Consider the following 25,889-nt stretch of genomic DNA (forward strand, 5'->3'; position numbering starts at 1 on the left):
AGGGACTTTAAATGCAGGAAAATCCGTTATGCGTGCATCAGTTGCTCTAGCTCATTTTCCCTTGCTTCCAACTCTCGATATTTGTTGGCTATTGCGACGAACTCGTCTTCAATCGCCAGGAAAGCCTCAACGATTTGAGGGTCGAAATGAACTTCATTACCTTCAAGTATAATTGACTTTGCTTTCTCATGACTAAACGCTTTTTTGTATACACGTTCAGAAATGAGTGCGTCATAAACATCCGCTAGTGCCATTAATCTTCCTGAAAGCGGTATTTCTTCCCCTTTTAGCCCATTAGGGTAGCCGCTGCCGTTCCATTTCTCATGGTGAGTCAGGGAGATTTCCTTCGCGAGCTGTAAGAATGAGTTACTACCTAGCTGCCCTTCGGCCATTGATAGGGCTTTTGCTCCGATTTCAGGATGACCTTTCATTATTTCAAACTCTTCGTCAGTGAGTTTTCCTGGTTTGAGAAGTATATTGTCAGGAATACCGACTTTCCCTACGTCATGTAGCGGAGCGGATTTGTAGAGCAGCTCAATATAGTTTTCAGTCAGTAGAGGCTTGTGCTTATCGAATTGAGACAGGTATTTTGCCAACGCTCGGACATATTCTTGAGTACGGAGAATATGAGCCCCTGTCTCATTGTCACGTGATTCGGCAAGTGCCGATAAACTGACAATGGCTACATCGCGTGTGGTTTTTACTTCATCTTGAGATGACTCTAGGCTATCAAGCATTTGGTTTGTCAGTGATGCCATTGAGCCTAACTCGTCATGTTCGAAGATAGGAACACGTTTGGAAATGTTGCCGTTTGCGACTTCGATGAGTGAACATTCTTGGGCACTTAATACTTTTCGCATCAGCTTACTCCATTGGAACATGATCGCGATGACGTAAGCACCCAGAACAATGGATATATAGATAAACTCTTTTATGACGCTGATTTTTCCAGTGCCGTCTAGGATTCGTTCGGGGTTATGCTCAAGCCAAAAGATGTCTTTAACGGCAACCATCGCGAGCATCGAGGTCAATGTGATTAACAGCAGGCTAATAAGAAAAATCATCTGCTTGACCATAGATTGTCGTTCACCACTGAGTTCGAATTGGTAACGTTCAGCGCTGTTTAAGCTATCGAAACATGTGATCTTAGAGTCTAGTTGAAGCAGTATTCCGGTAAAGAAACCGAAAAGGCTCATACCAAAAAGAACTTTAAGATTGCTGTCGAGAGGAAAGTCGTAATAGACGTTATAGAAGGCAGCGAGTATTAAGCTAGCGAAAAACATCAATGTCGTATCGAGTTGCGCATGCTTTTGTTCTTTAACAAGTGTGTGCTGCTGAAGCACGAAGTGACGGAGTAGATAGACGGCTCCAAATGTTACCGCTACGTGTGTGAAGAGTTCTGTAGATGTCAACGTTTCCAACATCGGACATACTCGTCCACCATAAAGACCGAAAACCACAGCTGCAAGTGCATACAGCTTTAGGGTCAAAGACGCATTGTAATGTGAGTTAACCATGTCAAAGCCTTTATATTATTATCAATATGACGAAAACTAGCCTGTAGACAAATACGAAAACTAAGTAATAGATTTGTCTCTTAAATAAAAGACCGAGCATTCTATCGGTTTGTTTCGTCTATTGATACATTTTTGCAACTTTAGTACTAGGTTTAGGATGTGAGTGGGTAAGAAGCAAGCGCGCACCTTTTAAGGTGCGCGCGGAGGTTTACTTTTTAAGGTTCATCTGAGATTCAATGGCATTAGCTTCAATGTCTGGGTTTTTACCCAGTTTGTCAGCCGCCCACTTGTTTAGGTAAGATAGAATCGCTTTTGCAGCATGTTTCTCAGTTGGTTTTTCACCATCCGTTACTTCAATATCTTGCTTTGGATGAGAGCCAGTAGCGTCCTCCGCAATGTGTAGCCAATCAGGGTGCCAGTAATACGGTTGGCCAGTCGGTGTTGTCCAACTATGTACACCATTGCTCTCGCCTTTGTACTCGATATGCGACGAATCGTATTTTTTCATTATTATCATCCCTTATGTAAGGTTGTTTGGATCACTATTACCTGATAAATGTAACAGAGTTTTTAATATTTAATGTGATTTAACTCTACAAACAGGGTTCGTTAAAACCAAAGCCTTAGAGTGAGAAGCTTGTAAGCCCATGATTCTTCTGACTATGGTATCTTTGCTGACCAATGATGAGGGTACTATGAATCGCTACCAGCAATTAGCAGAAAAATTAAAGCAACAGATAAAAGATAATACGTGGCGCTCTGGAGAAAAAATCCCTTCGCTTCGTGCAGCAAGCAGAAGTTTTTCGGTGAGTTCAGCTACCGTATTACAAGCGTATCAGCTTCTTGAATCAGAAGGGTGGATCAAGGCTAAGCCGCAGTCAGGCTATTTTGTTACGCCAGCCATAGAGAACGGACAACGACAAAGAGCTCAACCGACAGTACGAAGTGAATACAATGACGAGCTCTACGAGTTTCTAAAAAGTAATAATCAAGCAGCGGTCGCTTTTGGCTCTGCGTTTCCAACACCTAGCTTGTTTCCTCTTCAATCACTCAACCGCCATTTAGCCAGTGCGGGTAGAAAAGTACCGGCAGAAAGTGTGATACAAAATTTACCACCGGGTAATGAAGCACTACGTAGAATGATTGCTCAGCGCTATATAACTCATGGTGTGACGGTTTCCCATGACGACATTGTGCTGACTTCTGGAGCGATGGAAGCGCTTAATCTAAGCTTACAGGTGGTTTGTGAGCCGGGTGATACAGTAGTGATCGAAACGCCAACCTTTTATGGTGCCCTGCAAGCGGTTGAACGGCTTAAGCTCAATGTTATTCAAGTACCTGTTAACCCCTCAACAGGGATAGATCTACCTCTGCTTGAGCAAGCATTTAGTCAAAACGATGTGAAAGCCTGTTGGCTAATGGCGAATTATCAAAACCCAACCGGTGTCTCCTTAAGCGATAGGTCCAAACGTTCGGTGGTTGAGTTGGCAAACCAATATGATGTCTATCTGATTGAGGACGATGTCTATGCAGAATTACACTTTGAGGATCGCAAACCTTATCCACTCAAGTATTGGGATGAGCAAGACCAAGTGCTGCTTTGTGGTTCATTGTCCAAATCGCTCTGCCCTGGTTACCGAATAGGGTGGGTGGTGAATAGAACTCTGAGTGATAGGTTGCAAAAGCAACAGCTTACCTCAACGTTATCTGCGAGTTCTCCTATCCAGCAAGGTGTTGCTCATTACCTCCAATTCGAAAGTTATGACAACCACTTACGAAAACTTCGCAAACAGCTCTATGCAAGGCAAAAAGAATATCTCAGTCTGATAGAGAAGTGTTTACCGGGTGTCGTAGCAGTTCAGAAGCCTGAAGGAGGGTATTTTCTCTGGCTTGAGTTTAATGAGGAAATTGATACTTACTTTATCTATCAAGAGCTGAAGAAGTTCGATATCTCAATTGCGTACGGTAATCTGTTTGTCGCCAACAATCAATTTCAGAACTGTATGCGCATCAACATCTCATTCGAACTGACTGATGAGGTTAAGAGCGCGCTCAAAAAAATAGGGCAGCTAGTCAACTGCTAGGGCGTTTTTCGGCTTAACTGTACAGTTATGCATGAAGCAAACTGTGGTGAAATAGCCTCATTGCTATTGCGAGGGGTTAGTTATGGAAAAACGACGTTATAAACATGAGTACCGTTTGGTGTTTGTCGCGATAATTTGTGCAAGCCTACTGGTGTTTGGCCACCTAATTTTGGCGAAGTCTTTTGCCACCTTAGCGTGGACTGAGTACACGGCGGCGGCCATACCATTTGTGATGTTTGCCATCTGCTTATACGGGATTCGATACGCTGCCAAGACCGATAGCATAGAGTGAGTTGTGAAGGGCTAACCCAATGGTTAGCCCTCTTTTTTTGTTAGTTCCTAACATTGTCTGGGTGGCTAACGGAAGGGTCAGAGTCACTAGGATAGATTCCCATAAGGTCCTCGGCATTTTGTAGCCAGTCAGGGTGCCAGTAATAAGGTTGGCTTCCGGAGGGATGATCCCAATCCATTGAATGCTCATGTCTTCCGTTATAAGACAAGTCATCGAGTCTGAATACTCTCATAACAATCTTCCTCACTGTGATCATACTGCGTCACAGTATTAAGTATGATCCAATCGGGGAAGATTTGCGTATTTGACAGATACAAAAAAGCCTCCGAGTTCGGAGGCTTTTGCTATTCTTAACTTCGATTTAGAAGTTTGCAGAGCGTGGTGTACGTGGGAATGGAATCACGTCACGAACGTTACCCATGCCTGTTACGTAAGAGACTAGACGCTCAAAACCTAGACCGAAGCCTGCGTGAGGTACTGTGCCGTAACGGCGTAGGTCGCGGTACCAGTTCATGTGTTCTGGGTCGATACCGATTTCACGCATGCGCTCGTCTAGTACATCTAGACGCTCTTCACGTTGAGAACCACCGATAATCTCACCGATACCAGGTGCAAGAACATCCATAGCGGCTACTGTTTTACCGTCGTCATTCAGGCGCATGTAGAACGCTTTGATGTCTTTCGGGTAGTTCTTAACGATAACTGGCGCTTTGAAGTGCTCTTCTGCTAGGTAACGCTCGTGCTCAGAAGACATATCGATACCCCACTCAACAGGGAATTCGAACTCGCGACCAGAATCTAGAAGGATCTGAATTGCATCCGTGTAGTCAACTTGAGCAAAGTCAGAAGAAACAAACTGTTCTAGACGTGTGATTGCTTCTTTGTCGATACGTTGAGCAAAGAATTCAAGGTCATCACGACATTCTTCAAGTGCTGCTTTAAATACGTACTTCAACATATCTTCAGAAAGCTTAGCGATATCTTCTAGGTCTGCGAACGCAACTTCAGGCTCAACCATCCAGAATTCAGCTAGGTGGCGGCTAGTGTTTGAGTTTTCAGCGCGGAATGTTGGGCCAAATGTGTAAACTTTGCTTAGTGCACAAGCGTAGGCTTCACCGTTTAGCTGACCAGATACAGTAAGGAAGGTTTCTTTACCGAAGAAGTCTTCGTTGTAATCTACTTTGCCTTCTTCTGTGCGAGGTAGGTTTTCCATGTCTAGCGTAGAAACGCGGAACATTTCGCCAGCGCCTTCTGCGTCAGAAGCTGTGATTAGCGGAGCAGATACCCAAAAGTAACCTTGCTCGTGGTAGAAGCGGTGAATCGCTTGAGATAGGCAGTTACGTACACGTGCTACCGCACCGATTACGTTAGTGCGCGGACGCAGGTGAGCAACTTCACGTAGGTACTCGATAGAGTGACGAGTTTTTGCCATCGGGTAAGTTTCTGCATCTTCAACCCAACCTACAACTTTAACGTCAGTTGCAGCAAGCTCGAAGTCTTGACCTTTCGCAGGAGACTCAACAATCTTACCAGTTACTTCAACAGAGCAGCCAGTAGTCAGCTTTAGTACTTCGTCTTCGTAATTATTAAGATTATTAGGGACCACGGCCTGAATCGGGTCGAAACAAGAGCCGTCATAAATGGCAAGGAAAGAGATTCCAGCTTTGGAATCACGACGTGAACGGATCCAGCCACGAACAGTTACTTCACTGTCTACTGCTAGCTGACCTTTCAAAACGTCTGATACAGGCGCGTAAGTCATGTTTTCAATATTCTCCATTGAGGTAAAAATTCAACCCAATGTCGTAATACTCATCGAATAAATAATGAGCAAACATTGGGTTGGATAGAATTCTATAGATTCAATGGAACATATTACCTTTCAAATATTATGCTTCAACCTTTATTGTCATTTAGTCGAACAAAAATACCCATTATCTGCCTATTTCTTTGTTGAAAGGGTAAATTGAGCCAACAACTGCTCTAGATGTTCTGAAAGTTGCTCAAGATTCATACTGATGTCTCTTGTTTGTGCTGCTGACTCGGTCGTTTGGTTCGCATGTTGGTTTATCACCTGAACTTTCCCCTGAACCTCATGACTTAAGTGTGCAGTGCTGCTGGATTGCCGCTGGATACTGTTCGCATGAGCGAGTGCTTGTTTCATCTCTTCCACTACTTCAGTCATTGCTTGTGAAAGCAGCTCGATTTCGTTAGAGCGTTGATGCGCTGTGCCACAAACGGTGTCGACGGAAGAAAGTGATGCTTCGCTGTCCTTTTGGAATTGAGCAATTATGCTTTCAATGCTGCCCGTTGCTTCTGCGGTGCGACTTGCGAGATTGCGTACTTCGTCTGCGACTACGGCAAACCCTCTGCCTTGTTCACCAGCACGTGCCGCTTCTATGGCTGCGTTGAGAGCGAGTAGATTGGTTTGCTCGGCAACGCCTTTAATCACCTCCAAAATACTCGATACTTCAGCGGTTTGGTCGTTAAGCTCTACAATACTTTCTTTCACTTGCTCTATGTCGGTCACTAAGCTCTTAATTTCGTGACTTGCTCCATGCGCCTGACGAGCACTTTGTTCTGCAATATGAGTGGTGTGTTTAATCAGTGTCGACGCTTCTTCAGTTGCAGACTCTACTTGTACTTGTTGCGACTGCATCTGTTCGATATTTTCCTGTACTTCAGCCGTTTCTGCTTGCTGGTTACTTGCAGCAGAATCAGTGACTTGTGCGACTTGCGTCAGTTCACTCGCGCTGCCTGCAACTTTGTGAGATGTTGACTGAACCTGTTCAAGGCTATGGTTGACAGTATCCATAAATGAGTTGATTGCTCCGGACAATTGACCAATTTCATCGGTTTGCTTGGTGTCGAGTCGTTGAGAGAGATCTTTTGTTTTGCTAACACTCTGCATAAAGCCAGATGTTTTTTGGATTGGGCGAACGATGATCTTTCTGATTAATCCCATTGTGATCAAAAAGCCGACGAAGCCGAATGCTGACATGATTGCCAAAGCGATAAAAGCACGTTGACTGATGAGTTGGTTTACATGGGACAAGTTGTACTCGAGACGAATCGCCCCTAATACTTCCCCCTCTGGTGCCATATGACAGGCAACACAGTTAGTTCCACGATAGTTTTCGCTAGACTTCATCGGTAGAGCGACCACAATACCTTTGCCCCATTCAGCACTGATAGGCTCAATAATCATTTCGCCTGCAAGAGCGCGCTTATCGATGTCATCGACAGGGTTTTGGTTCTCTTGCCCGGGTCCGTAGAGCTTGCTGACCGCTTCTGCTCGGAGAACTTTGACTTGTTCAATCCCATCTTGAGCTAGGGCTTTCTGTCTCAAGGTTTCTTTTTGAGCCATGGTGCCAGTCAGCATCATCATGTTCAGGCTGTCAAAATAGTTACTTGCCTTATCGTGGAGTTGTTCACTTAAGACAGAGTTTATTAATTCACGTTGCTGCAAGTATTGGTATGTTGTTGACGCTACGAGGACTAAGCCAAATACCGTTAACAATGTAATAAGCAACTTTGTAGTAATTGTAAGGCGCATTATTGGATATAAATTTATAATATTGGAATAGACATCAACATATTCTCCTATATGCAGATAGGAAGAAAGGCGTCAAATTTTATACTGTGACCGCACTCTCTGTGAGGGTATTGTAAATGTGATGTAAGGTACGTGTAATCAAATCTTTGACGTAGTGACGTAAAGTCGACGTGCTTGAGACGCGATGATAAGTTGTTTAAATATAGTGGCTTATAAGTGGGTTAGGTTGCCAAGTGTTTTTGTCTGTGAAGGGGCTTTTAGTAGTAAGCAACTCAAGTTTAATAGGGCATGACAAAGAGGAGTTGGCAAACAAGACTTGATGATTCAGCGCATGCTAAGAGATGGTGGCAATTTTATTTAATCTGAATATTTATTTTATGAAGACTCATACATATGTTAATTCAGCTGAATTAAATTGGAAAAATGCAATCATTGTTTTTGAATTTCGAAATGTATAAAAGCGTAGCAACAGATTATATTGGCGCGGAAGACATATCTGGCTTATTGTTTTTAAACCCATCAAAGGAGTTTAACGTCACGTGTTAATTACGCCGCCTTAAGTATCAATTCTCTCCCAACCTACACCTAAGCCGAGCGCCCGCTCATCTGAACTACGAGTGAACTTTAAGATGTCTGTATTGGCAGGGTTTACTGTACGCGTAAAAAGAGAATTTTATGATCATATATCCAATTCAAAAACAGTTATGCATGGATAGAGGAGCCTTAAGAAAACAAACATCGACACAAGGATGTTAGTAATGAAGTTGCTGATGACTATTGTTTTATTCGTATTGCTTGCTGGTGCTAGCGCATTAGCAAAGTGGAATGAAGATGAACGATTCTGGAAGAAGCATGCCCTTGCTAATCCAGATGTCGATGAACAGCGAGCAAGGCTCGTTGCTAAACGCCTTTCACAAATACCTACCGATGAAAGGGAACAATTGGAATCTGAGCTGGAACATTTAGAGCAGCTTGGTGAACAGTTAACTCCCCAACAAAATGCACGTTGGTGCGATATCTTTCTTTACCTACAAGGCGAGTCTAGCCTTAATCCTACTCTCAATGACGGTGAGCGAGCTTTGACGATTGATGAGCTGATCGATGAGGCGAATTTATTAGCTGACTTACTCGAGCAGCAAGGCCATTCCCAAACCCTATTAGCAAGGTACCGACAACTTTCGTTCAAGATAGATCTGCTTAGCACTAAGTACAACTCTGAACTGTAAGAGTTATCTGGTAGCCCGATACATGAAAAGAGGAGTTTAACTCTACGTGTTAATTACGCCGCCTTAGACGCCATGATTCTCTAACTTTTACTAAATGAGCTAAGGCTCATCGACTTAATAACCTAACTTATACCTGCAACAGGGTAGGGTTAACTACATCATTACAAAGAGAATTACATGATTAAATCACTACAAACACATTGGCTTTCAAACATTAAAGGAGATAGTTTAGCTGGCATTGTTGTCGCGCTTGCCCTTATCCCAGAAGCGATCGCTTTTTCAATTATTGCAGGAGTCGACCCAAAAGTGGGGTTGTACGCGTCATTTTGTATCTGTGCTATTACCGCCTTGGTGGGTAGTCGGCCAGGAATGATATCCGGTGCAACTGGGGCGATGGCTCTGCTAATGGTAACCCTTGTTAAAGAACATGGTATTCAATACCTTCTTGCAGCTTCTTTTTTGACCGGCGTGATTCAAATTGCGATAGGTCATTTGAAGTTAGGCAATCTCATGAACTATGTATCAAAGGCCGTCATTACGGGCTTTGTCAATGCGCTAGCAATTCTGATCTTCTTAGCTCAATTACCAGAGCTAACAGATGTTTCAAATAGTATATATGTGCTTGTTGCGCTAGGGCTCGGCGTTATTTATCTCTTTCCTTACATCCCGGGGTTGGGTCGTTCGATTCCTTCTCCCTTGGTCGCGATTGTTGTTGTGACGACCACTGCCTTACTGTTTAGACTCGATGTAAGAACGATTGGCGATATGGGTAAGTTACCAGATTCTTTACCCATTTTTCTCATTCCAGATGTTCCGCTAAGCATAGAAACATTGATTATTATTTTGCCATATTCCATTGCATTATCGATTGTGGGTGTACTTGAGTCACTGATGACAGCAACCATAGTCGATGATTTGACTGATACGGAAAGTGACAAAAACAACGAATGTAAAGGGCAGGGGATTGCGAACATTGTTTCGTCGCTGTTTGGAGGTATGGCTGGTTGCGCCATGATCGGTCAGTCGGTGATAAACATTAAATCCGGCGGATTGACCCGTTTGTCTACTTTAGTTGCAGGGCTCGGTTTACTCTTGATGGTTGTCTTTCTGTCTGATTGGTTGACTATGATCCCCATGGCAGCGTTGGTCTCGGTAATGATCATGGTCTCTATCGGGACTTTCTCTTGGCGTTCGATAGCAGAGCTAAAAGATCATACATGGCCTACCAATGTAACCATGATTGTGACTGTCATAACCGTCGTTGTGACACACAATTTAGCTATAGGCGTGCTGGTTGGCGTTGTATTGTCGACTTTGTTTTATGCACATACAAGCAAGTCAATGGTGTTTATTTCAGATACGGTGATTGTTGAAGATGTCCAGTCGGTTCATAAAATCAGCGGACACGTATTTTTCGCCTCGTCAGATGCGTTTATCGACCTGTTTGATTTTGAATCTGCTACCCCAAAAATCACTATTGATACTGCAAACGCTCATTTCTTAGATAACACAGCGGTTGAAGCGTTGGATAAAGTTGTCTTCAAGTTCAGGAAAAAGGGCTCTAAAGTCGAAGTAACAGGGATGAATGAAGTTAGCGAGCGGCTAATTAGAAAACATGCCATGTTCCTCAAACATGAGGAGTTAATGGCAGTCTCGATAACCCACTAGCTTAAAGCCAGCGTATTCGCTGGCTTTTTTTGCATCTAAAACAAGCTATTATCTATATATCAAAACAATATATACGTGTAAGCTCATCGAATTAAAGCGTAGCGAGTAACAAACAGGGTAGGCATATGGCATCAAAGATCGGTTCGGCGATTCAACTTGTATTGGCGCTTTCAATCTTCTATTTGGGTTATACCATTCACAGCATGACCACTAAGGTTGGTGAAATTGTTGAAACTTACCCTCAAGTTATTGCGGACATCAGCACGCTTTCAGACAACTTTCAGATAAATGAGTGGTTAGCCATTGCAGATACGCTTGAGCAGCTTGTTCCGAATGCATTGAAAAGTATTGATGATGTCACTGCAGCGGTGAATGCAACTAATAAAACCGCCGCTTCTATTGACGCAAAAATTCCGTCGATTGTTGAAGAAGTGAGTTTGTATCGCCAGTCTGTCATCCCAGCGGTTATTGAAGAAACCAAGCAGTACCGAATTAACGTAATCCCCAAAGTACTGGTAGAGAGTGAAGGTTACCGACAAGAGACAGTCCCTCTCGTGGTGACTGAATCTCAAGCTCTGCGCCAAGAAATACCGCCAATTTTAGTCAAAGCGGATCAGATTGTTGAGAAAAGCCAAGATATTGCGCAACAAGCTACGCAGGGAGCCGTAAAAGGCGTGATTATGTCGCCCATTGATCTGATTCGTGATGCGGGTAATGAGATAAAGGGAAGAGTAGCGCCAACGGAAGAATAGTGTTTCTAGCAGGCGTAAATCTAATGAGTGGGTTAGGTTGTTATTTGACCAGTTAAAAAATAACCCATTGCAATCATAGCTTCAGCCTATAAGATGAAGTTATCTCAGATCGAGATAACATAGCGCAGGATTTGCTATGCTTTTCCCAACGGATTGTCTTTTACTTAGGACATCTTAATGATTTTCAAAATTACTACCCCGATTCTGGAGCCAACAGAAGGGTCGCCGCATAAGGCTTCAAACAACGTAACCTCTCTTTTTTCTTCTTTAGCACTCTTCTGCTTTTGCAATACCCTCTTGCAGCCTTATTCATTTTCTCGATTTTATTTTTCGTATTGATTCTCCCTTATTTCAGTACGTCTGCGCACCAAGCGCATAGCTTCAAATTTTAAATAATATTTACGGTTTTAGAGAAAATGAATACAAAACTTCTGGGCAGCGCGCTCATTATTTCTGGTACAGCGCTTGGCGCTGGTATGCTTGCAATTCCTATGGTACTAGCCCAATTTGGCTTATTGTACGGAACCCTTTTAATGGTACTGATTTGGTTTGGTACCACATATTCAGCATTACTTTTGCTCGAAGCAACCATCAAATCTGGTGGCGGGTTAGGACTTAACTCGATAGCTCGCAAAACGTTAGGCAAGGGCGGACAACTTGTCTCCAATGGTCTGCTCTATGCTCTGCTCATCTGCCTATTGATGGCATACATTCTTGGCGCAGCAGATTTGTTGTCTCAGGGCCTTTCCGCTCTTGGATTGTCGATTAGCTTCACTCAAAGTCAGATTCTATTTACTCTGATTGCTGGTGCGATTGTTGCGTGTGGTACAGGCGTGATCGATAAGCTTAACCGAGCGCTTTTCTTTGTTATGATCGCAAGCTTGGCGGTTACTTTACTGGTGCTTCTGCCAGAGTTTTCAACGCAAAATCTTGCGCAAGTGAGCAACAACGATCAGGTCGGTTTGATTCAAACCAGTGCAGTGCTGTTTACCAGTTTTGGCTTTATGGTTGTGATCCCAAGTTTGGTGACTTACAACAGTGACGCGACAGACAAGCAGCTAAGAAATATGGTTATTCTTGGTTCTTTAATCCCTTTGTTTTGCTACCTGTGTTGGTTGTTTGCTGTCGTCGGTAACTTGCCGCCAGAACAGCTAAAAGAATTTGCTAGCGTTTCTGAGTTGATGGCAGGCTTTGAGCATGACGCACCTTGGATTGGTACGGTGCTGTCTCTGTTTACAGGCTTAGCGCTGCTGACATCTTTCTTCGGCGTTGCAATGTCACTGTTTCACCAAAACAGCGATACCTTCAAGCAAAATCGTGTAGTCACTTATGTGCTGACCTTCGTATTGCCATTAATCGGTGCGATCATGGCTGCTGACCAGTTCTTATCTGTTCTGGCTTACGCGGGAATCATCTTGGTATTTCTGGCCGTTTTTGTTCCTCTTGCTATGGTCTACAAACTAAGAATAGCGAACACCTTAAGTGAGCGTTATGCTGCTGAAGGCGGTAATGCAATGATGTTATTTGGGCTGACTTTTGGTGGGTTCTTGCTTGTGTCGCAAATGATATAGCGATGTTGTTGGCACAATGAAAAATAGGCGCTAGTGAATAGCGCCTATTTTTTTATACTTATATTAATTTCCCCATATCTGCGCGACAAACTCTGGATGGTCGATAAATGGGTTTCGATTTCCTTGGAACTCAAATACCGCCTGATTGCGATTTACTTCCTTTGTACTGACAGGATCTTCTTTGTGCCAACGCTTTAGCATTGAAAGAAGCCAAGGTTCAAATACAGTCGTGCTGGTACCGTTGAGCACTGCGTCTGAATTAGTGCTGTTGTTTTGCCAGCTTCCAATCAGATTTTCGTAGCGAGTCGCCATATAGAAATACGCACGAGCAAAGTCTCCTTTGAATTCATCTATAGGTTCAAATACCGTACCGTTGTAACCTAATGAACTGCTTGCACTGCCAAGTTTTGAACCATTGCTTGAGACGTATGTTGTACTCGTAACCTCACCAAACGGCCAGTTACTGCGTTTCGCATTAACGTAACCGTCGGTAGCAAACAAGTGATGGGCATCGGAGTTCATTGGTTCTACCTTGCCACCAAACCAGCTTTTAGGGAAAGAGTGCTCTCGATTATAGCAATCGCCTTCTTTACTATATTGGCCACACTGGTCAGTCACTTTAGTGAAGTTAATGACGTCCGATGTTTCTGGCTTTTCGGAATAGACGTCTAGAATTGAACCATCTTTCTCGTAGTAGTTATCGATGTCGGCGTCTTTAACTAGAGTCCAAATGGCGGAATAGCCGCGACTGTTGTGATCCTTAATGATGTTATACAACGCGGTTTTTAGCTCAAATCCGGATTTCCCTTGTGCAGACTTATAGTAGTCGCTGGTTGGCGGTGGGGTAGTACTGCCAAGAGTAAAGTTAGTGGTTTGGCTGTCTTGGAATTGACCACCGGACGCGATGACTTCTTGACCATTTTTTAACGAATAAGCGCCATTACCAGAGTTACAGCAAATCCCATCTCCGTAGCTATCTAGGATTGTGAATTGATAGCTGCCATCGTCGAGACAAATATCCTTGGTATAGGTGGTAGAGTTGCTGTAACCCTCTCCGGAAGCGACAACTGTCGAGCCACTGTTTTTGATATTCCAAGACGTCTCTGAACCATATTGGTCAGTAGTCAACGAGAGGGTGAGATTAGTCTTATCACACGTCGATGGCTGAGGGGTAGAGGAGTTTGTTGGTTGGAAATTGTCAACGTACACCGCTTCTGAACCGTCAAAACCTGAGACATCGTAAAATCTGAGTCCAACCTGAATGTCTTTATTCGTGGTGGCAGTATACGTATAGGTGAGATCTTGCCACTGGTTTGTTTTGGATGGATCTGAATAATTCTGGTATCCGTCTACGATAAGCCTCGCTTTCACCTTGCCTTCTGTATGAAAGATAGCGGCCGAGATTGGGTACGTTTTGCCTTGCACTACAGAGATTGTTTGCAAAAAGTCGGTGTTACTCTGAGTAGCCGTATTGATGGTGATAAGAGCGGATAAACCACCACTATTTATCTGGACACTCGATGGGGCAACAGATATACCAGAGTCGATAGTTGTCCAGTTAGCGGGTGTGTTTCCATTCCACTGCTCAAAGTCGCCATTTTGTATTTGTGCAAAAGCCATAGGGGAACACATTAATGCGACTAGGGTGAGTTTATTCATTTTTGTTGTCATAGGGTTTCTCATTGGATTAAAAAATCACAACTAAGATAGGTATTTACTATGTCAATAAGTTTAACGTTCGTCGCATTTTCATTTGATTGGATGAATTGGTATTGCAAAATTATGCAGAATATCTCACAAACAACAGATTGGGGTGATATTTACGTCAACATATATCTGCTGATGTAAATGGGGGATGCGAATGCTGAGCGGCCTACTTACAGAGAACAAAGGTGGCTTAGCCACCTTTGTTTATAATTTTAGGCGAGGGCGTAATAAAAGCCCTGATGTATTTTGGCTCCTAGCTTTGTCAGCAGGTGAGCACATTCTGCCGTTTCTACACCTTCAACAATAATCGTACATTGGTAGGCTTTACCCATAGCAATGAGTTGGCGCACAGTTTCAATTTTCTTTTCGTCTTGACGCATGCCAATAACAAAGTCTCGATCAATTTTGAGGTAGTCTGGCTTAATTTTGCCAATTAATTCGACGTTGTTATTGCCAGTCCCAAAATCATCAATGCTAATTTTACAGCCAAGTGATTTGATTAGACGGATATTGTGGTAAATCTCATCGGTATAATACATCGACGCATTTTCGGTAATCTCGATGGTTAAATAATGGCAATCGTATTGAGTTAAACATTGGTATAGCGAGCGAAAATTGTTGCCTTTCAATAGAGAAGGGCAAACATTGACACTGACTGGAGCAAGCAAGTTAGTCTCTTCAGCATACAAGGTTTTGATTACCAATAGCGTATGAGTGAGCAGTAAATCCCTTGCTATCAGCGTTTCAATAAACTTCTGTGTATTCGAAGTTGTGAAACGGGACAGGGCTTCATAGTGCAGATTTACGTGTCCCTCAGTGTCATAAATAGGTTCAAGTTTCATGCTAAATCGCCTAATACCTAAGAAATACTGGCTAATTGCAATCAAGTTTTTGTACCGCAGCATTATGACCATTAACACGGTAAACAGCAGGATATTACGTATAGGGTTGGATATGTAAAAAAGCTCCGTATAACCTGCATCTGTTTCCTTGCTTATTGACGGTCGCCCGTCTGTTTTACCCACCTTGAGTGATGTACCCGTGTTGGTGCAGATCTTAATGCCTTTAAGAAAGAAACTTGATAAATGGCCCTCTATACTTCGAGATAGATTAATGTTCTTTACTCGCACCACCATAGACGTTCCTTTCTTTTCGAACTCATGCATGATGTAGTTACTGTTCTCAAGCCATTGTTCATATTGTTGTTTGCTTACAGGCATAACATGTTCTGGCGTTACTAAGCAGCGAGTATTGTAACGATCGATCATCATACTTGACTCAACAAGCTCTACTTGATCGAACATAGAGCTCAGTGTTGTTTGATCTGTAAAACAGCTTTGCTCTGCGAGAGCGTCTGTGAAGTCGTTAACGTCATTGAAGTAGCTTTGCTTAATAAGGGCATTAATAGTGATGTAGCAAATAAAGACAAAACCAAGACTAGATAGCATTAGAACAAGCCCGAGATCGAAATAGAGTTTTCGATTGGTTAGGCAATGTTTAAGCGCAGTGACCACAGCATGCTTAGCGACTTTATTGACTCTTCTTTGTTGGTCTGCTCCATTTTTTTGATTGTCGTGACTTTCGAAAGGAACGAAATATCCGACCCGATGGATGTTTTCTATGATGTTTTTTCTTGTTTCTAAGTGAGGCTTGATCAGCGTTTTGAATTTTTTACGCAATGAAGCGATAACATTTTTAAAGCCGTTTTCTGGCAATGTTACCTGGTGATTTTGCGTGAGCTTATTCTCGATGGCGCGCTGGCATATTGGAGAATTTAGCGTTCCGTATGCGGATATAGTGCTTAATATTAGATATTCATTATCAGTAATGGAAAGGGATGCATGTCGTTGGTGATCGATCTCGATTAAGAGTTCGTCTTCCGACAGGCACACACAGATTTGACTTCCAAGTTCAAACCTAATCATTCGAATAATAACCCCTGAGTTGAAAAGGGGATGAAGTTATCAATAAATGAAGCGTTTGGATGTGATTAAATGCGGGCATATCCAAAGTATTTGGATATAGCGACATATTTATATTTTTTTATAAACTAAACCAAATGATGTATTTATTTGGTGAATGGCGTTGTTTGAAGTGATAATAAAAAAGCCCGAGCGATAGCTCAGGCTTTATTCTATAAGGTTTAGCGCGATTAGCAGATGACTTTAACTGCTAGTCCACCCTGAGATGTTTCACGGTATTTAGCATTCATGTCTTTACCCGTCTCTAGCATAGTTTCAATTACTTTATCCAGAGAAACTGTTGGCGCTGAAGAGCGGCGTAGAGCCATACGAGTCGAGTTGATCGCCTTAACAGCAGCGATGCCGTTACGCTCGATGCATGGAACCTGTACCTGACCAGCAACTGGGTCACAAGTCAGACCTAGGTTGTGCTCCATTGCGATTTCGGCTGCCATACATACTTGCTCTGGGCTACCACCCATAAGTTCTGCAAGACCCGCTGCCGCCATAGAACATGCCACACCAACTTCTCCCTGACAGCCAACTTCAGCACCAGAGATAGAAGCGTTACGCTTGTATAGACCACCGATTGCACCAGAAGCTGCAAAGTAACGGATGTAGTCTTTCTCTGTGACAGTTTGAATGAACTTGTCGTAGTAAGCCAATACCGCTGGAATAATGCCACAAGCACCGTTAGTTGGCGCAGTCACCACACGGCCACCCGCAGCGTTTTCTTCGTTAACAGCAAAAGCGAACATGTTTACCCAGTCTACAACAGACATAGGGTCATTAGTCGTTTTCTCTGAAGTTAGAAGTTGCTGGCGTAGCGCTGCTGCGCGGCGAGGCACACGTAGAGGACCTGGCAAAATACCTTCCGTATTCATGCCGCGATCCATACACTCACGCATGGTCTTCCAGATGTTAGCAAAGTAAGTGCGAGACTCTTCGTCAGAATGAAGTGCAGCTTGGTTTTTCATTACCAATGTGCTGATAGAAAGACCGCTTTCCTTGCACTGATTCACTAGCTCTTCAGCTGTGGTGAACTCGTAAGGTGCTTTTACTGGGTTTTCTTCTTCTTTACCGAAGTTCTCTTCATCAACGATGAAACCACCGCCGATAGAGTAATAAGTCTTAGAGTAAATCTTCTCTTCACCGATCCAAGCATGAATTTGCATGCCATTTTCGTGAAGTTCAAGGTTAGTAGTATGAAAGTTCATACCACCCTCTTTAGGGAACGATACTGTGTGACAGTGCATGCCAACAGGAAGGCGCTCAGTTTCTTCTACGCGAGCAATAAAGCCCGGAATAGAGTCAATATCAACTTTCTCAGGGGTATTGCCTGCAAGACCCATGATGATAGCAATATCTGTGTGGTGACCTTTCCCTGTCAGTGATAGTGATCCATAAACGTCGACGGTAATTTTAGTGATGTCGCGCAATTTTCCCATTGAGCGTAAATCATCAATAAATTCTTTACCTGCTTTCATTGGGCCTACAGTGTGTGAGCTAGAAGGACCAACGCCGATCTTATAGATGTCAAAAACACTAATCATATCGATTACCTCAGAACAAAGCCTCCCAAGGGGTAAGGGAGGCTTATTTATTATCGTTATATTCTTGGTTTAATCAGACTTTATAAAGCCGTAGATTAAAGAGCGCCGTAGATTACAGAAGTAATTGCCGCAATACCACAGATTGCTGTGAAAATCTGTACAGGTGCAGAAGTTTTGTACTTCGCCATAGCTGGCACTTTCTGCATTGCGAATACTGGCATTAGGAATAGGATTGCCGCAATCATTGGCGCACCCATTGTTTCAATCATACCTAGGATGCTTGGGTTAACGATAGCCACGATCCAAGTAGTGATAACGATGAACAGTAGAGAGCCTTTTTCAATCTTGCTAACTGGCGTTTCAGAGCGAGACTTGATTAGACCTACTAGACCTTCGTGAGCACCTAGGAAGTGACCGAAGTAGCTAGATGTGATCGCTGCGAATGCCACTAGTGGACCCATGTAAGAGATAAGTGGTGATTCGTGAACGTTCGCTAGGTAAGAAAGAACTGAGATGTTTTGCTCTTGCGCCATTGCTAGTTGCTCTGGAGACAGAGATAGAACAACTGAGAATACGAAGAACATTACAAAACCCATTAGCATCATCGCTGCGCCGCCAGTGATAGTGTCAGTTTTCTGAACTGCATTTTCACCGTGAACACGACGTTGCTCTTTAGAGAACTGAGAGATTACTGGGCTGTGGTTGAAAGAGAATACGATGATTGGAATTGCTAGCCAAACAACAGATGGCATAGAAGACCAGTCTGGTGCTACTTCTACCATTGAGCTGTTCCAATCTGGAATTAGGTAGAAAGAAAGCGCAAGTAGGATGAACACTAGTGGGTATACCAGTGCAGATGTCGCTTTCAGCATTAGCTCTTTACCAAACACTACGCCCGCAGTCATTGCAGCGATCAGCGCGCCAGATAGCAACCAACGTGGGATAGATTCCATACCCATTTGGTTAACTAGGAAAGAGTCAACCGTGTTTGTGATACCAACACCGTAGATAAGAACGATTGGGTAGATAGCGAAGAAGTAGGCAAAAGTAATAAGGTTTGCGCCAGTCTTACCAAAGTGTTCTTCAACAGTGTCAGTGATATCAGCTTCAGGGTTTTTCGCAGAAAGTACGAAACGAGCAAGAGATTTGTGAGCGAACCAAGTCATTGGTGCTGCGATTAGAGCAAGGATAACTAATGGCCAAAAACCACCCGCACCAGCTTTGATAGGAAGGAAAAGTACGCCAGCACCTACAGCGGTACCGAAAAGTGATAGACACCAAGTGAAGTCTTTGTAAGTAAACTTACTAGACGATTGTGCGGTCGAAGCCGCAGTAGTTGTAGTATTCATTTTGTGATACTCATTTTTGGGAACAGGAAATAAGTCGGGGGCAATTTTGCATAAAAACCTTGCACGAAAACTAGATCTAAATCATGAATTGATTCAAGTTATAACATGATATGTCAAAAACAGGTTTTTGCTCACGAAAATGATGTGCTACTAGTGATTTATGCTAATGCGATTCATTAGTAAATCTAATGTTGTTATGAATTTGTTTAATGTATGTCTCAGAAAACGTTTCCGTTATTGATAAACAATTTAACTAATGTGAACAGATTTGTTTCATTCATTGGGGTTATTAATGCTGATGCATAATGTGATTTTGCATCGCTTGAATGATTTGCGCTGTCATCCCCCAAATAAAATGAGAATTGTAAGAAAGCCCAAAGACTCGATGTGAAAAATTGTTAACTCGAAATTGCTGACTGTGTAATTTTTCTCTATCTAAAACCACAGAAGCGGGTACCTCAAAAACTTCATCCACTTCATTTTTGTCAATGCGTGTTTGATAATCTGGAGAAATAAATCCCAAGAAAGGAGTGACCGTAAATCGGCTTATTGTGACCAGTTCTGGCATTTGACCAAATATTTCAATTTGGTTTTGCTCAATTCCCACTTCTTCATAAGTTTCTCGTAACGCAGTGTGAGACAAATCGATGTCGCCTGATTCGAATTTCCCTCCTGGGAAGCTGACCTGACCGGGGTGATGTTTCAGGTGCTTGGCTCGGCGAGTGAAAAGAACATTAATGCCGGTTTCGCGTTCGACAAAACCAACCAACACAGAGGCTTTACGTAAGTGAGTTTGATTAAGGTGTGAGACACGGTTGAGAGCTTCTTGGTGATAGTTGACGGTTTGATGCATTTGAAATCGCTGGATCAAGTGGTTTTTATTTAGCTCAGACAACACGTTAGCTCCTGTCGATATTTGAAAAAGCCTTCAATATGGCTCATGCTTTCTACTACACCTATTAGCGCAAGGATAGCGTACTTAATGAAAGGCATTATCTTTACTGAGTTTATGGACTTGGTTGAACAAAAGTTTGGTCTAGAAGAGCTTGATAGCTTACTTTCTGCTGCGGGAGATGATGGCGTCTACACATCCGTTGGTAGTTATGATCATCGCAATTTGGTTAAGCTCATCATGCAACTCAGCATTCGTACTGGTATCTCACCAGAAGATCTTCAACGAGTTTTTGGTCAATCAGTTTTTAATAACCTTTATAACACCTTACCTGATAATAATAGCTTACAAGAGTGCAAGTCGACGTTTCAATTTATCAAATTGGTCGAAGACTATATTCATATCGAAGTCAAAAAGCTGTATCCCGAAGCCAACCCTCCTTCCTTTATATTCATTTCTGAGGCTGAAAGCGAGCTGGTCTTTGACTATCGCAGTGCCCGTTGCATGTCGCATGTCTGTTTGGGTCTAATTGAAGGTTGTGGTGAGTTTTTCAAAGAGAAAATCGCAACGACGATGGAAAACTTGTCCGAAGACGGTAGTCAAGTTCGGTTCAAGGTTAGTGTCGTGGGATAACCTAAATGGAAAAGGACACCCCTTTAGAACGAAAGCTAGCCAGAGAAATAGCTGCGCGTAAACAAGCAGAAGCGTTGCTGGAGCAAAAAAGCTTAGAGCTGTATGAATCCAACCAGCACTTGAAGTTGGTATTAACGCAGCTTAAAAAGCAAACCCACAGTGATTTGCATAAGCTTGAATTTGAGCAACATATCAGTGAAGCGCTGATTCACTTCGGGCGCGCCTTCTTGAGCAGAACTCTCGATGATGGCTTAATTGCAAATTTGCTCGAACGTCTGATGGCTTCTTCGGCACTATGTGGCGTTGGCTTGTACATTGAGGCTGAACTTATGACTTCCGTCATAGGTAACGTGTTTGGTTCTGCACAAGTTAAAGATTTAAACTTAGTGAAGCCCTACGCTATTTGGCAGCATAACTCTTTAAAGCTACCGATCGAGGTGGAACATAAGATTGTTGGTGAACTCACGGTCGACTTACTTAGCGAAGATATCGACCGAGAGTTTGTCGTAAATCAGCTATTGCTCGTTGCAGAGTTACTATGCAGCGCGATAAGTCGCCAACTGATTGTGACAAGTAACCAAGAAGCGAGAGCGAGAGCTGAAGAGTCTGAACGCTCGACCAAAGAGTTTGTTGCCATGATCAACCACGAACTCCGAACGCCTCTCAATGGCTTATTAGGCAGTGCTGAACTGTTAGCCGGAACTCAGTTAGATGAAGAGCAACAAACCTTGCTAAGCAACCTCTCACATTCGGGCGACCTGCTTCGCCATATCATCAACGACATTCTCGACTTTAGTAAAATGAGTGCAGGGATGATGCAGCTGATCCCATCTCAGTTTTTATGGTCGGAAATGCGTGAAATGTTGTTAGGGATATTTGAGACGAAAGCACTAGAGAAGGGGGTGGGGTTCGAGATCATTGAGCAAAATACGATCCCAGCGGCCTTCATCGGTGACTTTGAACGTATTAGCCAGATTCTGATTAATTTGGTGGGCAATGCGATTAAGTTTACTTCTCAAGGTGAGGTGACCATTAAAGTCAAATGGGAGAATGAGGGACTACTCTTCGCAGTAACGGATACAGGGATTGGGATCAGTGAAGAGTCGCAAGCGCAATTGTTTACGCCATTTGTACAAGCAGATAGGACAGCGAAGCGAAATTTTGAGGGGACAGGGTTAGGCCTCGCGATCTGCAAAAATCTTGTCGAACTTATGTCGGGTGAAATATCGCTCTCTAGTGAAATAGGAAAAGGCAGTACGTTTACAGTGCTCTTACCGCTTAAACAAACCGCCGAGTGGACGGTTAGCTCAGAACAAGCAGAGCACAAACCCCTGATTAAGCCGCTAGAGGAACTATCTATTCTGGTGGTTGACGATATTCGTATGAATCAAGTCATCATCAATCAAATGTTAAAGAAGCTCTCAATTACTCCCGATATGGCTAATAATGGCCTTGAAGCAATCAAAGCTTTTAACTCCTCCAAGTATGATCTTGTCTTTATGGATTGCCGCATGCCCGAAATGGATGGCTTTGAGGCAACTGCATACTTAAGAGAACAAGCGTATACCTTACCCATTATTGCGTTAACGGCTGGAACTACGCTCGAAGAGCGTGAGAAATGTATCCAGTGCGGTATGGATGATATTTTAACAAAGCCCTACACGGCTAAAGATCTAAAATTGATGCTCGAAAAATGGAGCTAACTTTCACCTAGGTTGCGGGCACCTTTATAGTCAATCTCGAGATGATAGAAGGTGAGCAAGAATTACTTTTCTTTGGTTGTGTTATGTTATAACATCTCTTTGTATCTTAGCTTGTAGTATCTGCCTTAAAGTAGGTAACGTTAAGCTGAGAGCAGAGTTTCAAATTGTTGCATGGGCTAGTTAATTCTCAGGCTTTGGTGTTGAAGGGGTTCTCACTGCTACGTCTATAGTAAGGCTGCCCATGCGACTCTCTTGTTAATGAATGCGCGATAGGCATTAGATGTTTGCCTCTAATCACTCTCTACTCTAAGGTCGGCAGGATCTTACTTAGTTTATCAAGCGTTTCTTGATACTCCGCGTCACACTGGCTATCTGCAACTAGACCGCCCCCCGCCCATACGTGGATATTACCATTCTCAGCGACTAACGTACGAATCGTAATACTAGTGTCCATACGACCATGTCGACTTATATAGCCAATACTGCCGCAATAGGCGCTTCGTCGGTGAGGCTCAAGCTCTTCAATAATTTCCATCGCGCGAATTTTTGGTGCGCCTGTGATGGAACCTCCGGGGAAAGAGGCTTTCAATAAGTCTGCTGCGCTATATTGGTCGTCGAGCTCTGCGCAGATAGTACTCACTAAGTGATGAACAGCAGGAAAGCTTTCAATATCGAAAAGCTTAGGTACATGAACGGTTCCCGGTTTAGCAACTCGGCCAACATCATTCCTTAGTAAATCGACAATCATCAGATTTTCGGCTTGATCTTTTTCTGCGTTAGCAAGCTCATAAGCCGCTTGTTTATCCAACTGTGGGTCCGTGCTACGAGGGCGAGTACCTTTGATGGGTTTTGTTTCAATCTTGCTGTCTTTCACCTGTAAGAAGCGCTCGGGAGAGACGCTCAAAATTGCACCATGCCCGGTTCTCACAAAAGCGGAAAATGGACCCTGGTTTACGCCTTCGAGCTTTTGATACGCTTGCCACTCACTACCTTGGTATGATGCACTAAACCTTTGTGCTAAGTTAATTTGGTAACAGTCACCAGAACGCAGGTACTCTTGAACTTGAGCAAACTTGTCACTGTATGACGCTTTGGTCATATTGGACTGCCAATCATCAATGAGTTCGAACGTATCTTTGTCGGTGTTTTGCTGACTGCAAAGCCACTGCCAATTCTTTTCTGCGTCAATACCAACGACAAACGCAGACTTCTCTTGATGATCAACGATCATCGCCCATTCATATAGCCCGATAGCCATATCGGGTGTTTTAAGGTCTTGTGCGGCTATCGATGGCATCCGCTCAACTCGGCGGCCCAAATCATACGAAAAATACCCCAAAGCACCACCAACAAAAGGCAGTTCACCACAATAGTCGAGCTCAGGCAAAACTTGAGCTTGCACTCGGTTAAGGAGTTCAAACGGGTTTTCGCTGGAGGTTTCCTCCACGCCTTCAGTGACGATATAGCTCTCGTTACCAAGGGTGGTAATCGTCGCTTTTGGTTTTGTCACTAATACATCAAATCGGCTATCAACATGAGTGCGTGAAGGCGAGCGCAACAACATTGACCAAGGCAGGTGTTGAATGTTGGCAAAATGCTGAGTTGCAAGGTCTTCTTGATAAGAAACCGGTTTGATTTCTAGGCGATTTGGCTTGATGTTATTCATTTGTTTAATTTGTGACAAAGAGATCGTTGATTACGTGGCGTGTTGAGGAAAGCAAGAGTATCATAATGACAACAAAGGTCGCTACAACAGTGTTTTGCAAATATAAAATCAACGAGCAAACGTTTGTGTTCGACCACAAAAAGGAAGCATAAATATAACGAGGCATGCAATGACCGTAATTCGCCAGCAGGATGTGATCAGCAGTGTTGCTGATGCGCTCCAGTACATTTCTTATTACCATCCATTAGACTTTGTCCAAGCCCTAGAAAAAGCCTATAACCGTGAAGAGAGTCAAGCGGCGAAAGATGCCATTGCTCAAATTCTAATTAACTCTCGTATGTCTGCAGAAGGCCATCGACCGATCTGTCAGGACACTGGTATTGTGACCTGCTTTGTGAATGTGGGCATGGGTGTCCAGTGGGATTCAACCGATCTGACTGTTCAACAAATGGTCGATGAGGGAGTACGCCAAGCTTACACAAACCCAGATAACCCGCTACGTGCTTCTGTTCTTATGGATCCAGCAGGTAAGCGAATCAATACCAAAGACAACACACCAGCCGTTGTTCACATTAATATGGTGCCGGGTAACAAGGTCGAAATTCAAATTGCGGCCAAAGGTGGCGGCTCAGAAAACAAGACTAAGATGGTGATGCTTAACCCATCGGATGATATTGCTGAATGGGTAGAGAAAACGCTACCAACAATGGGCGCAGGTTGGTGTCCACCAGGTATGCTAGGCATCGGTATTGGTGGTACGGCAGAAAAAGCTGCGGTACTGGCAAAAGAATCTCTGATGGAGCACATCGACATCCAAGAGCTTATTGACCGTGGTCCACAAAATGCAGAAGAAGAGCTTCGCCTGGACATCTTCAATCGCGTTAACAAGCTAGGCATTGGCGCGCAAGGTCTGGGCGGTTTGACTACCGTTGTTGATGTTAAAATTAAAACAGCACCAACTCACGCCGCTTCTAAACCTGTGTGCTTGATTCCAAACTGTGCCGCGACTCGTCACGTACATTTCACATTAGATGGAACAGGCCCTGCAGATCTGCAACCACCTAAGCTTGAAGAGTGGCCTGATATTACTTGGGAAGCGGGAGCAAATACGCGCCGCGTCAACCTAGATGAAGTGACTCAAGAAGAAGTAGAAAAATGGAAAACAGGTGAGACCGTATTGCTTTCAGGCAAAATCCTGACGGGGCGTGATGCGGCGCATAAACGCATTCAAGGCATGCTACAAAGTGGTGAAGGCTTACCAGAAGGCGTCGACTTCGAAGGTAAATTTATTTACTACGTTGGTCCAGTTGATGCTGTGGGTGATGAAGCCGTTGGTCCTGCTGGTCCTACGACCTCTACGCGTATGGATAAGTTTACCGATATGATGCTAGAAGAGACGGGCATTATGGGAATGATTGGTAAAGCCGAGCGCGGACCAGCAACAGTTGAGTCGATTAAAAAGCATAAAGCGGTGTACCTAATGGCAGTTGGTGGTGCAGCTTATTTAGTTGCTAAAGCGATCAAGAAAGCACGCGTGGTTGCATTTGAAGACTTAGGCATGGAGGCGATCTACGAGTTTGAAGTCGAAGATATGCCTGTTACTGTCGCGGTTGACTCAAGTGGCGCAAACGCTCACCAGATTGGTCCAGACACTTGGAAAGTAAAAATCCAAGAAATGGAAGACCAAGCTTAGCAGTCGTTGTTTAGCTTGTGAGAAATCACTGATTTAATTAGTGAATATTTGACAAAGGTGGAGCGA

20 protein-coding genes are annotated in these 25,889 nt (G+C 43.5%); 9 read left to right on the forward strand and 11 right to left on the reverse strand.

What is annotated here, in order from left to right; translation table 11 throughout:
- Positions 1–26: 26 nt before the first annotated feature.
- Together AC6R00_RS22155 and AC6R00_RS22160 are read right to left on the reverse strand one after the other, a co-directional pair.
- Complete coding sequence (locus AC6R00_RS22155) at positions 27–1,517, reverse strand: HD-GYP domain-containing protein (protein WP_500641957.1); 1,491 nt, start codon at positions 1,515–1,517, stop codon at positions 27–29.
- A 208-nt stretch (positions 1,518–1,725) separates the two neighbouring features.
- Entirely contained in the window at positions 1,726–2,025 is a 300-nt protein-coding gene (locus tag AC6R00_RS22160; protein ID WP_500641958.1) for a hypothetical protein, read from the reverse strand.
- A 187-nt stretch (positions 2,026–2,212) separates the two neighbouring features.
- Between AC6R00_RS22160 and AC6R00_RS22165 the strand changes: the two genes are divergently transcribed.
- The gene (locus AC6R00_RS22165; protein ID WP_500642226.1) at positions 2,213–3,601 is read left to right on the forward strand and encodes an aminotransferase-like domain-containing protein; all 1,389 of its coding nucleotides are present in this window, start codon (positions 2,213–2,215) and stop codon (positions 3,599–3,601) included.
- Positions 3,602–3,683: 82 nt separating this feature from the next.
- Positions 3,684–3,893, forward strand: a complete 210-nt coding sequence (locus AC6R00_RS22170; protein WP_004746160.1) for a hypothetical protein — start codon at positions 3,684–3,686, stop codon at positions 3,891–3,893.
- 40 nt (positions 3,894–3,933) lie between these two features.
- On the opposite strand, the gene AC6R00_RS22175 is transcribed toward AC6R00_RS22170, so the two are convergent.
- The 3 genes from AC6R00_RS22175 to AC6R00_RS22185 form a co-directional block, all read right to left on the reverse strand.
- Positions 3,934–4,125, reverse strand: a complete 192-nt coding sequence (locus AC6R00_RS22175) for a hypothetical protein (protein WP_138922207.1) — start codon at positions 4,123–4,125, stop codon at positions 3,934–3,936.
- Positions 4,126–4,254: 129 nt separating this feature from the next.
- Positions 4,255–5,655, reverse strand: coding sequence for an asparagine--tRNA ligase (gene asnS, locus AC6R00_RS22180; RefSeq protein WP_494504853.1), 1,401 nt, complete (start codon positions 5,653–5,655; stop codon positions 4,255–4,257).
- Positions 5,656–5,835: 180 nt separating this feature from the next.
- Complete coding sequence (locus AC6R00_RS22185) at positions 5,836–7,449, reverse strand: methyl-accepting chemotaxis protein (protein WP_500641959.1); 1,614 nt, start codon at positions 7,447–7,449, stop codon at positions 5,836–5,838.
- A 758-nt stretch (positions 7,450–8,207) separates the two neighbouring features.
- Between AC6R00_RS22185 and AC6R00_RS22190 the strand changes: the two genes are divergently transcribed.
- The 4 genes from AC6R00_RS22190 to AC6R00_RS22205 all read left to right on the forward strand — a co-directional run bounded on the left by AC6R00_RS22190 (position 8,208) and on the right by AC6R00_RS22205 (position 12,666).
- On the forward strand, positions 8,208–8,675 hold the full coding sequence (locus AC6R00_RS22190; protein WP_500641960.1) for a hypothetical protein: 468 nt from the start codon (positions 8,208–8,210) through the stop codon (positions 8,673–8,675).
- A 177-nt stretch (positions 8,676–8,852) separates the two neighbouring features.
- The gene (locus AC6R00_RS22195) at positions 8,853–10,343 is read left to right on the forward strand and encodes a SulP family inorganic anion transporter (RefSeq protein WP_500641961.1); all 1,491 of its coding nucleotides are present in this window, start codon (positions 8,853–8,855) and stop codon (positions 10,341–10,343) included.
- A 125-nt stretch (positions 10,344–10,468) separates the two neighbouring features.
- The gene (locus AC6R00_RS22200; protein WP_500641962.1) at positions 10,469–11,095 is read left to right on the forward strand and encodes a hypothetical protein; all 627 of its coding nucleotides are present in this window, start codon (positions 10,469–10,471) and stop codon (positions 11,093–11,095) included.
- Positions 11,096–11,511: 416 nt separating this feature from the next.
- Positions 11,512–12,666, forward strand: a complete 1,155-nt coding sequence (locus AC6R00_RS22205) for an amino acid permease (RefSeq protein ID WP_500641963.1) — start codon at positions 11,512–11,514, stop codon at positions 12,664–12,666.
- Positions 12,667–12,729: 63 nt separating this feature from the next.
- Here the strand turns inward: AC6R00_RS22205 and AC6R00_RS22210 are convergent, their stop codons facing one another.
- From AC6R00_RS22210 to AC6R00_RS22230, 5 genes are all read right to left on the reverse strand, one after another.
- The gene (locus AC6R00_RS22210; protein ID WP_500641964.1) at positions 12,730–14,337 is read right to left on the reverse strand and encodes an endonuclease; all 1,608 of its coding nucleotides are present in this window, start codon (positions 14,335–14,337) and stop codon (positions 12,730–12,732) included.
- A 248-nt stretch (positions 14,338–14,585) separates the two neighbouring features.
- Positions 14,586–16,298: a cyclic di-GMP phosphodiesterase TpdA gene (tpdA, locus tag AC6R00_RS22215; RefSeq protein WP_500641965.1), complete on the reverse strand. Its 1,713-nt coding sequence runs from the start codon at positions 16,296–16,298 to the stop codon at positions 14,586–14,588.
- Positions 16,299–16,525: 227 nt separating this feature from the next.
- Positions 16,526–17,887, reverse strand: coding sequence for an L-serine ammonia-lyase (locus AC6R00_RS22220; protein WP_004746169.1), 1,362 nt, complete (start codon positions 17,885–17,887; stop codon positions 16,526–16,528).
- A 95-nt stretch (positions 17,888–17,982) separates the two neighbouring features.
- Positions 17,983–19,236 (reverse strand): aromatic amino acid transport family protein, encoded by a 1,254-nt coding sequence (locus AC6R00_RS22225; protein WP_494504859.1) that lies wholly within the window; start codon positions 19,234–19,236, stop codon positions 17,983–17,985.
- Positions 19,237–19,525: 289 nt separating this feature from the next.
- Positions 19,526–20,134 (reverse strand): CoA pyrophosphatase, encoded by a 609-nt coding sequence (locus AC6R00_RS22230; RefSeq protein WP_500641966.1) that lies wholly within the window; start codon positions 20,132–20,134, stop codon positions 19,526–19,528.
- An 84-nt stretch (positions 20,135–20,218) separates the two neighbouring features.
- Here AC6R00_RS22230 and AC6R00_RS22235 point away from each other — a divergent pair, with 84 nt between their 5' ends.
- Positions 20,219–20,761 carry a heme NO-binding domain-containing protein gene (locus tag AC6R00_RS22235; RefSeq protein ID WP_500641967.1) on the forward strand — a complete coding sequence of 181 codons (543 nt, stop codon included), beginning with the start codon at positions 20,219–20,221 and terminating at the stop codon, positions 20,759–20,761.
- Positions 20,762–20,766: 5 nt separating this feature from the next.
- A complete protein-coding gene (locus tag AC6R00_RS22240; protein ID WP_500641968.1) occupies positions 20,767–22,464 on the forward strand; it encodes an ATP-binding protein in 1,698 nt (565 codons plus the stop codon).
- 301 nt (positions 22,465–22,765) lie between these two features.
- Here the strand turns inward: AC6R00_RS22240 and pabB are convergent, their stop codons facing one another.
- Positions 22,766–24,130, reverse strand: coding sequence for an aminodeoxychorismate synthase component 1 (pabB, locus tag AC6R00_RS22245; RefSeq protein WP_500641969.1), 1,365 nt, complete (start codon positions 24,128–24,130; stop codon positions 22,766–22,768).
- 169 nt (positions 24,131–24,299) lie between these two features.
- Between pabB and AC6R00_RS22250 the strand changes: the two genes are divergently transcribed.
- Positions 24,300–25,823, forward strand: a complete 1,524-nt coding sequence (locus AC6R00_RS22250; RefSeq protein ID WP_500641970.1) for a fumarate hydratase — start codon at positions 24,300–24,302, stop codon at positions 25,821–25,823.
- The last annotated feature ends 66 nt before the right edge of the window (positions 25,824–25,889 follow it).

The sequence above is a fragment of the Vibrio sp. R10-SF1-ISO8 genome (genome assembly GCF_059833805.1).

Coding starts and splice junctions, on each gene's coding strand:
- AC6R00_RS22210 (WP_500641964.1), bottom strand. CDS start 14,337: ATGACAACAAAAATGAATAAACTCACCCTAGTCGCATTAATGTGTTCC.
- AC6R00_RS22155 (WP_500641957.1), bottom strand. CDS start 1,517: ATGGTTAACTCACATTACAATGCGTCTTTGACCCTAAAGCTGTATGCA.
- asnS (WP_494504853.1), bottom strand. CDS start 5,655: ATGACTTACGCGCCTGTATCAGACGTTTTGAAAGGTCAGCTAGCAGTA.
- AC6R00_RS22195 (WP_500641961.1), top strand. CDS start 8,853: ATGATTAAATCACTACAAACACATTGGCTTTCAAACATTAAAGGAGAT.
- AC6R00_RS22240 (WP_500641968.1), top strand. CDS start 20,767: ATGGAAAAGGACACCCCTTTAGAACGAAAGCTAGCCAGAGAAATAGCT.
- AC6R00_RS22225 (WP_494504859.1), bottom strand. CDS start 19,236: ATGAATACTACAACTACTGCGGCTTCGACCGCACAATCGTCTAGTAAG.
- AC6R00_RS22185 (WP_500641959.1), bottom strand. CDS start 7,449: ATGCGCCTTACAATTACTACAAAGTTGCTTATTACATTGTTAACGGTA.
- AC6R00_RS22220 (WP_004746169.1), bottom strand. CDS start 17,887: ATGATTAGTGTTTTTGACATCTATAAGATCGGCGTTGGTCCTTCTAGC.
- AC6R00_RS22250 (WP_500641970.1), top strand. CDS start 24,300: ATGACCGTAATTCGCCAGCAGGATGTGATCAGCAGTGTTGCTGATGCG.
- AC6R00_RS22200 (WP_500641962.1), top strand. CDS start 10,469: ATGGCATCAAAGATCGGTTCGGCGATTCAACTTGTATTGGCGCTTTCA.
- AC6R00_RS22235 (WP_500641967.1), top strand. CDS start 20,219: ATGAAAGGCATTATCTTTACTGAGTTTATGGACTTGGTTGAACAAAAG.
- AC6R00_RS22170 (WP_004746160.1), top strand. CDS start 3,684: ATGGAAAAACGACGTTATAAACATGAGTACCGTTTGGTGTTTGTCGCG.
- AC6R00_RS22160 (WP_500641958.1), bottom strand. CDS start 2,025: ATGAAAAAATACGATTCGTCGCATATCGAGTACAAAGGCGAGAGCAAT.
- AC6R00_RS22190 (WP_500641960.1), top strand. CDS start 8,208: ATGAAGTTGCTGATGACTATTGTTTTATTCGTATTGCTTGCTGGTGCT.
- AC6R00_RS22165 (WP_500642226.1), top strand. CDS start 2,213: ATGAATCGCTACCAGCAATTAGCAGAAAAATTAAAGCAACAGATAAAA.
- tpdA (WP_500641965.1), bottom strand. CDS start 16,298: ATGATTAGGTTTGAACTTGGAAGTCAAATCTGTGTGTGCCTGTCGGAA.
- AC6R00_RS22175 (WP_138922207.1), bottom strand. CDS start 4,125: ATGAGAGTATTCAGACTCGATGACTTGTCTTATAACGGAAGACATGAG.
- pabB (WP_500641969.1), bottom strand. CDS start 24,130: ATGAATAACATCAAGCCAAATCGCCTAGAAATCAAACCGGTTTCTTAT.
- AC6R00_RS22205 (WP_500641963.1), top strand. CDS start 11,512: ATGAATACAAAACTTCTGGGCAGCGCGCTCATTATTTCTGGTACAGCG.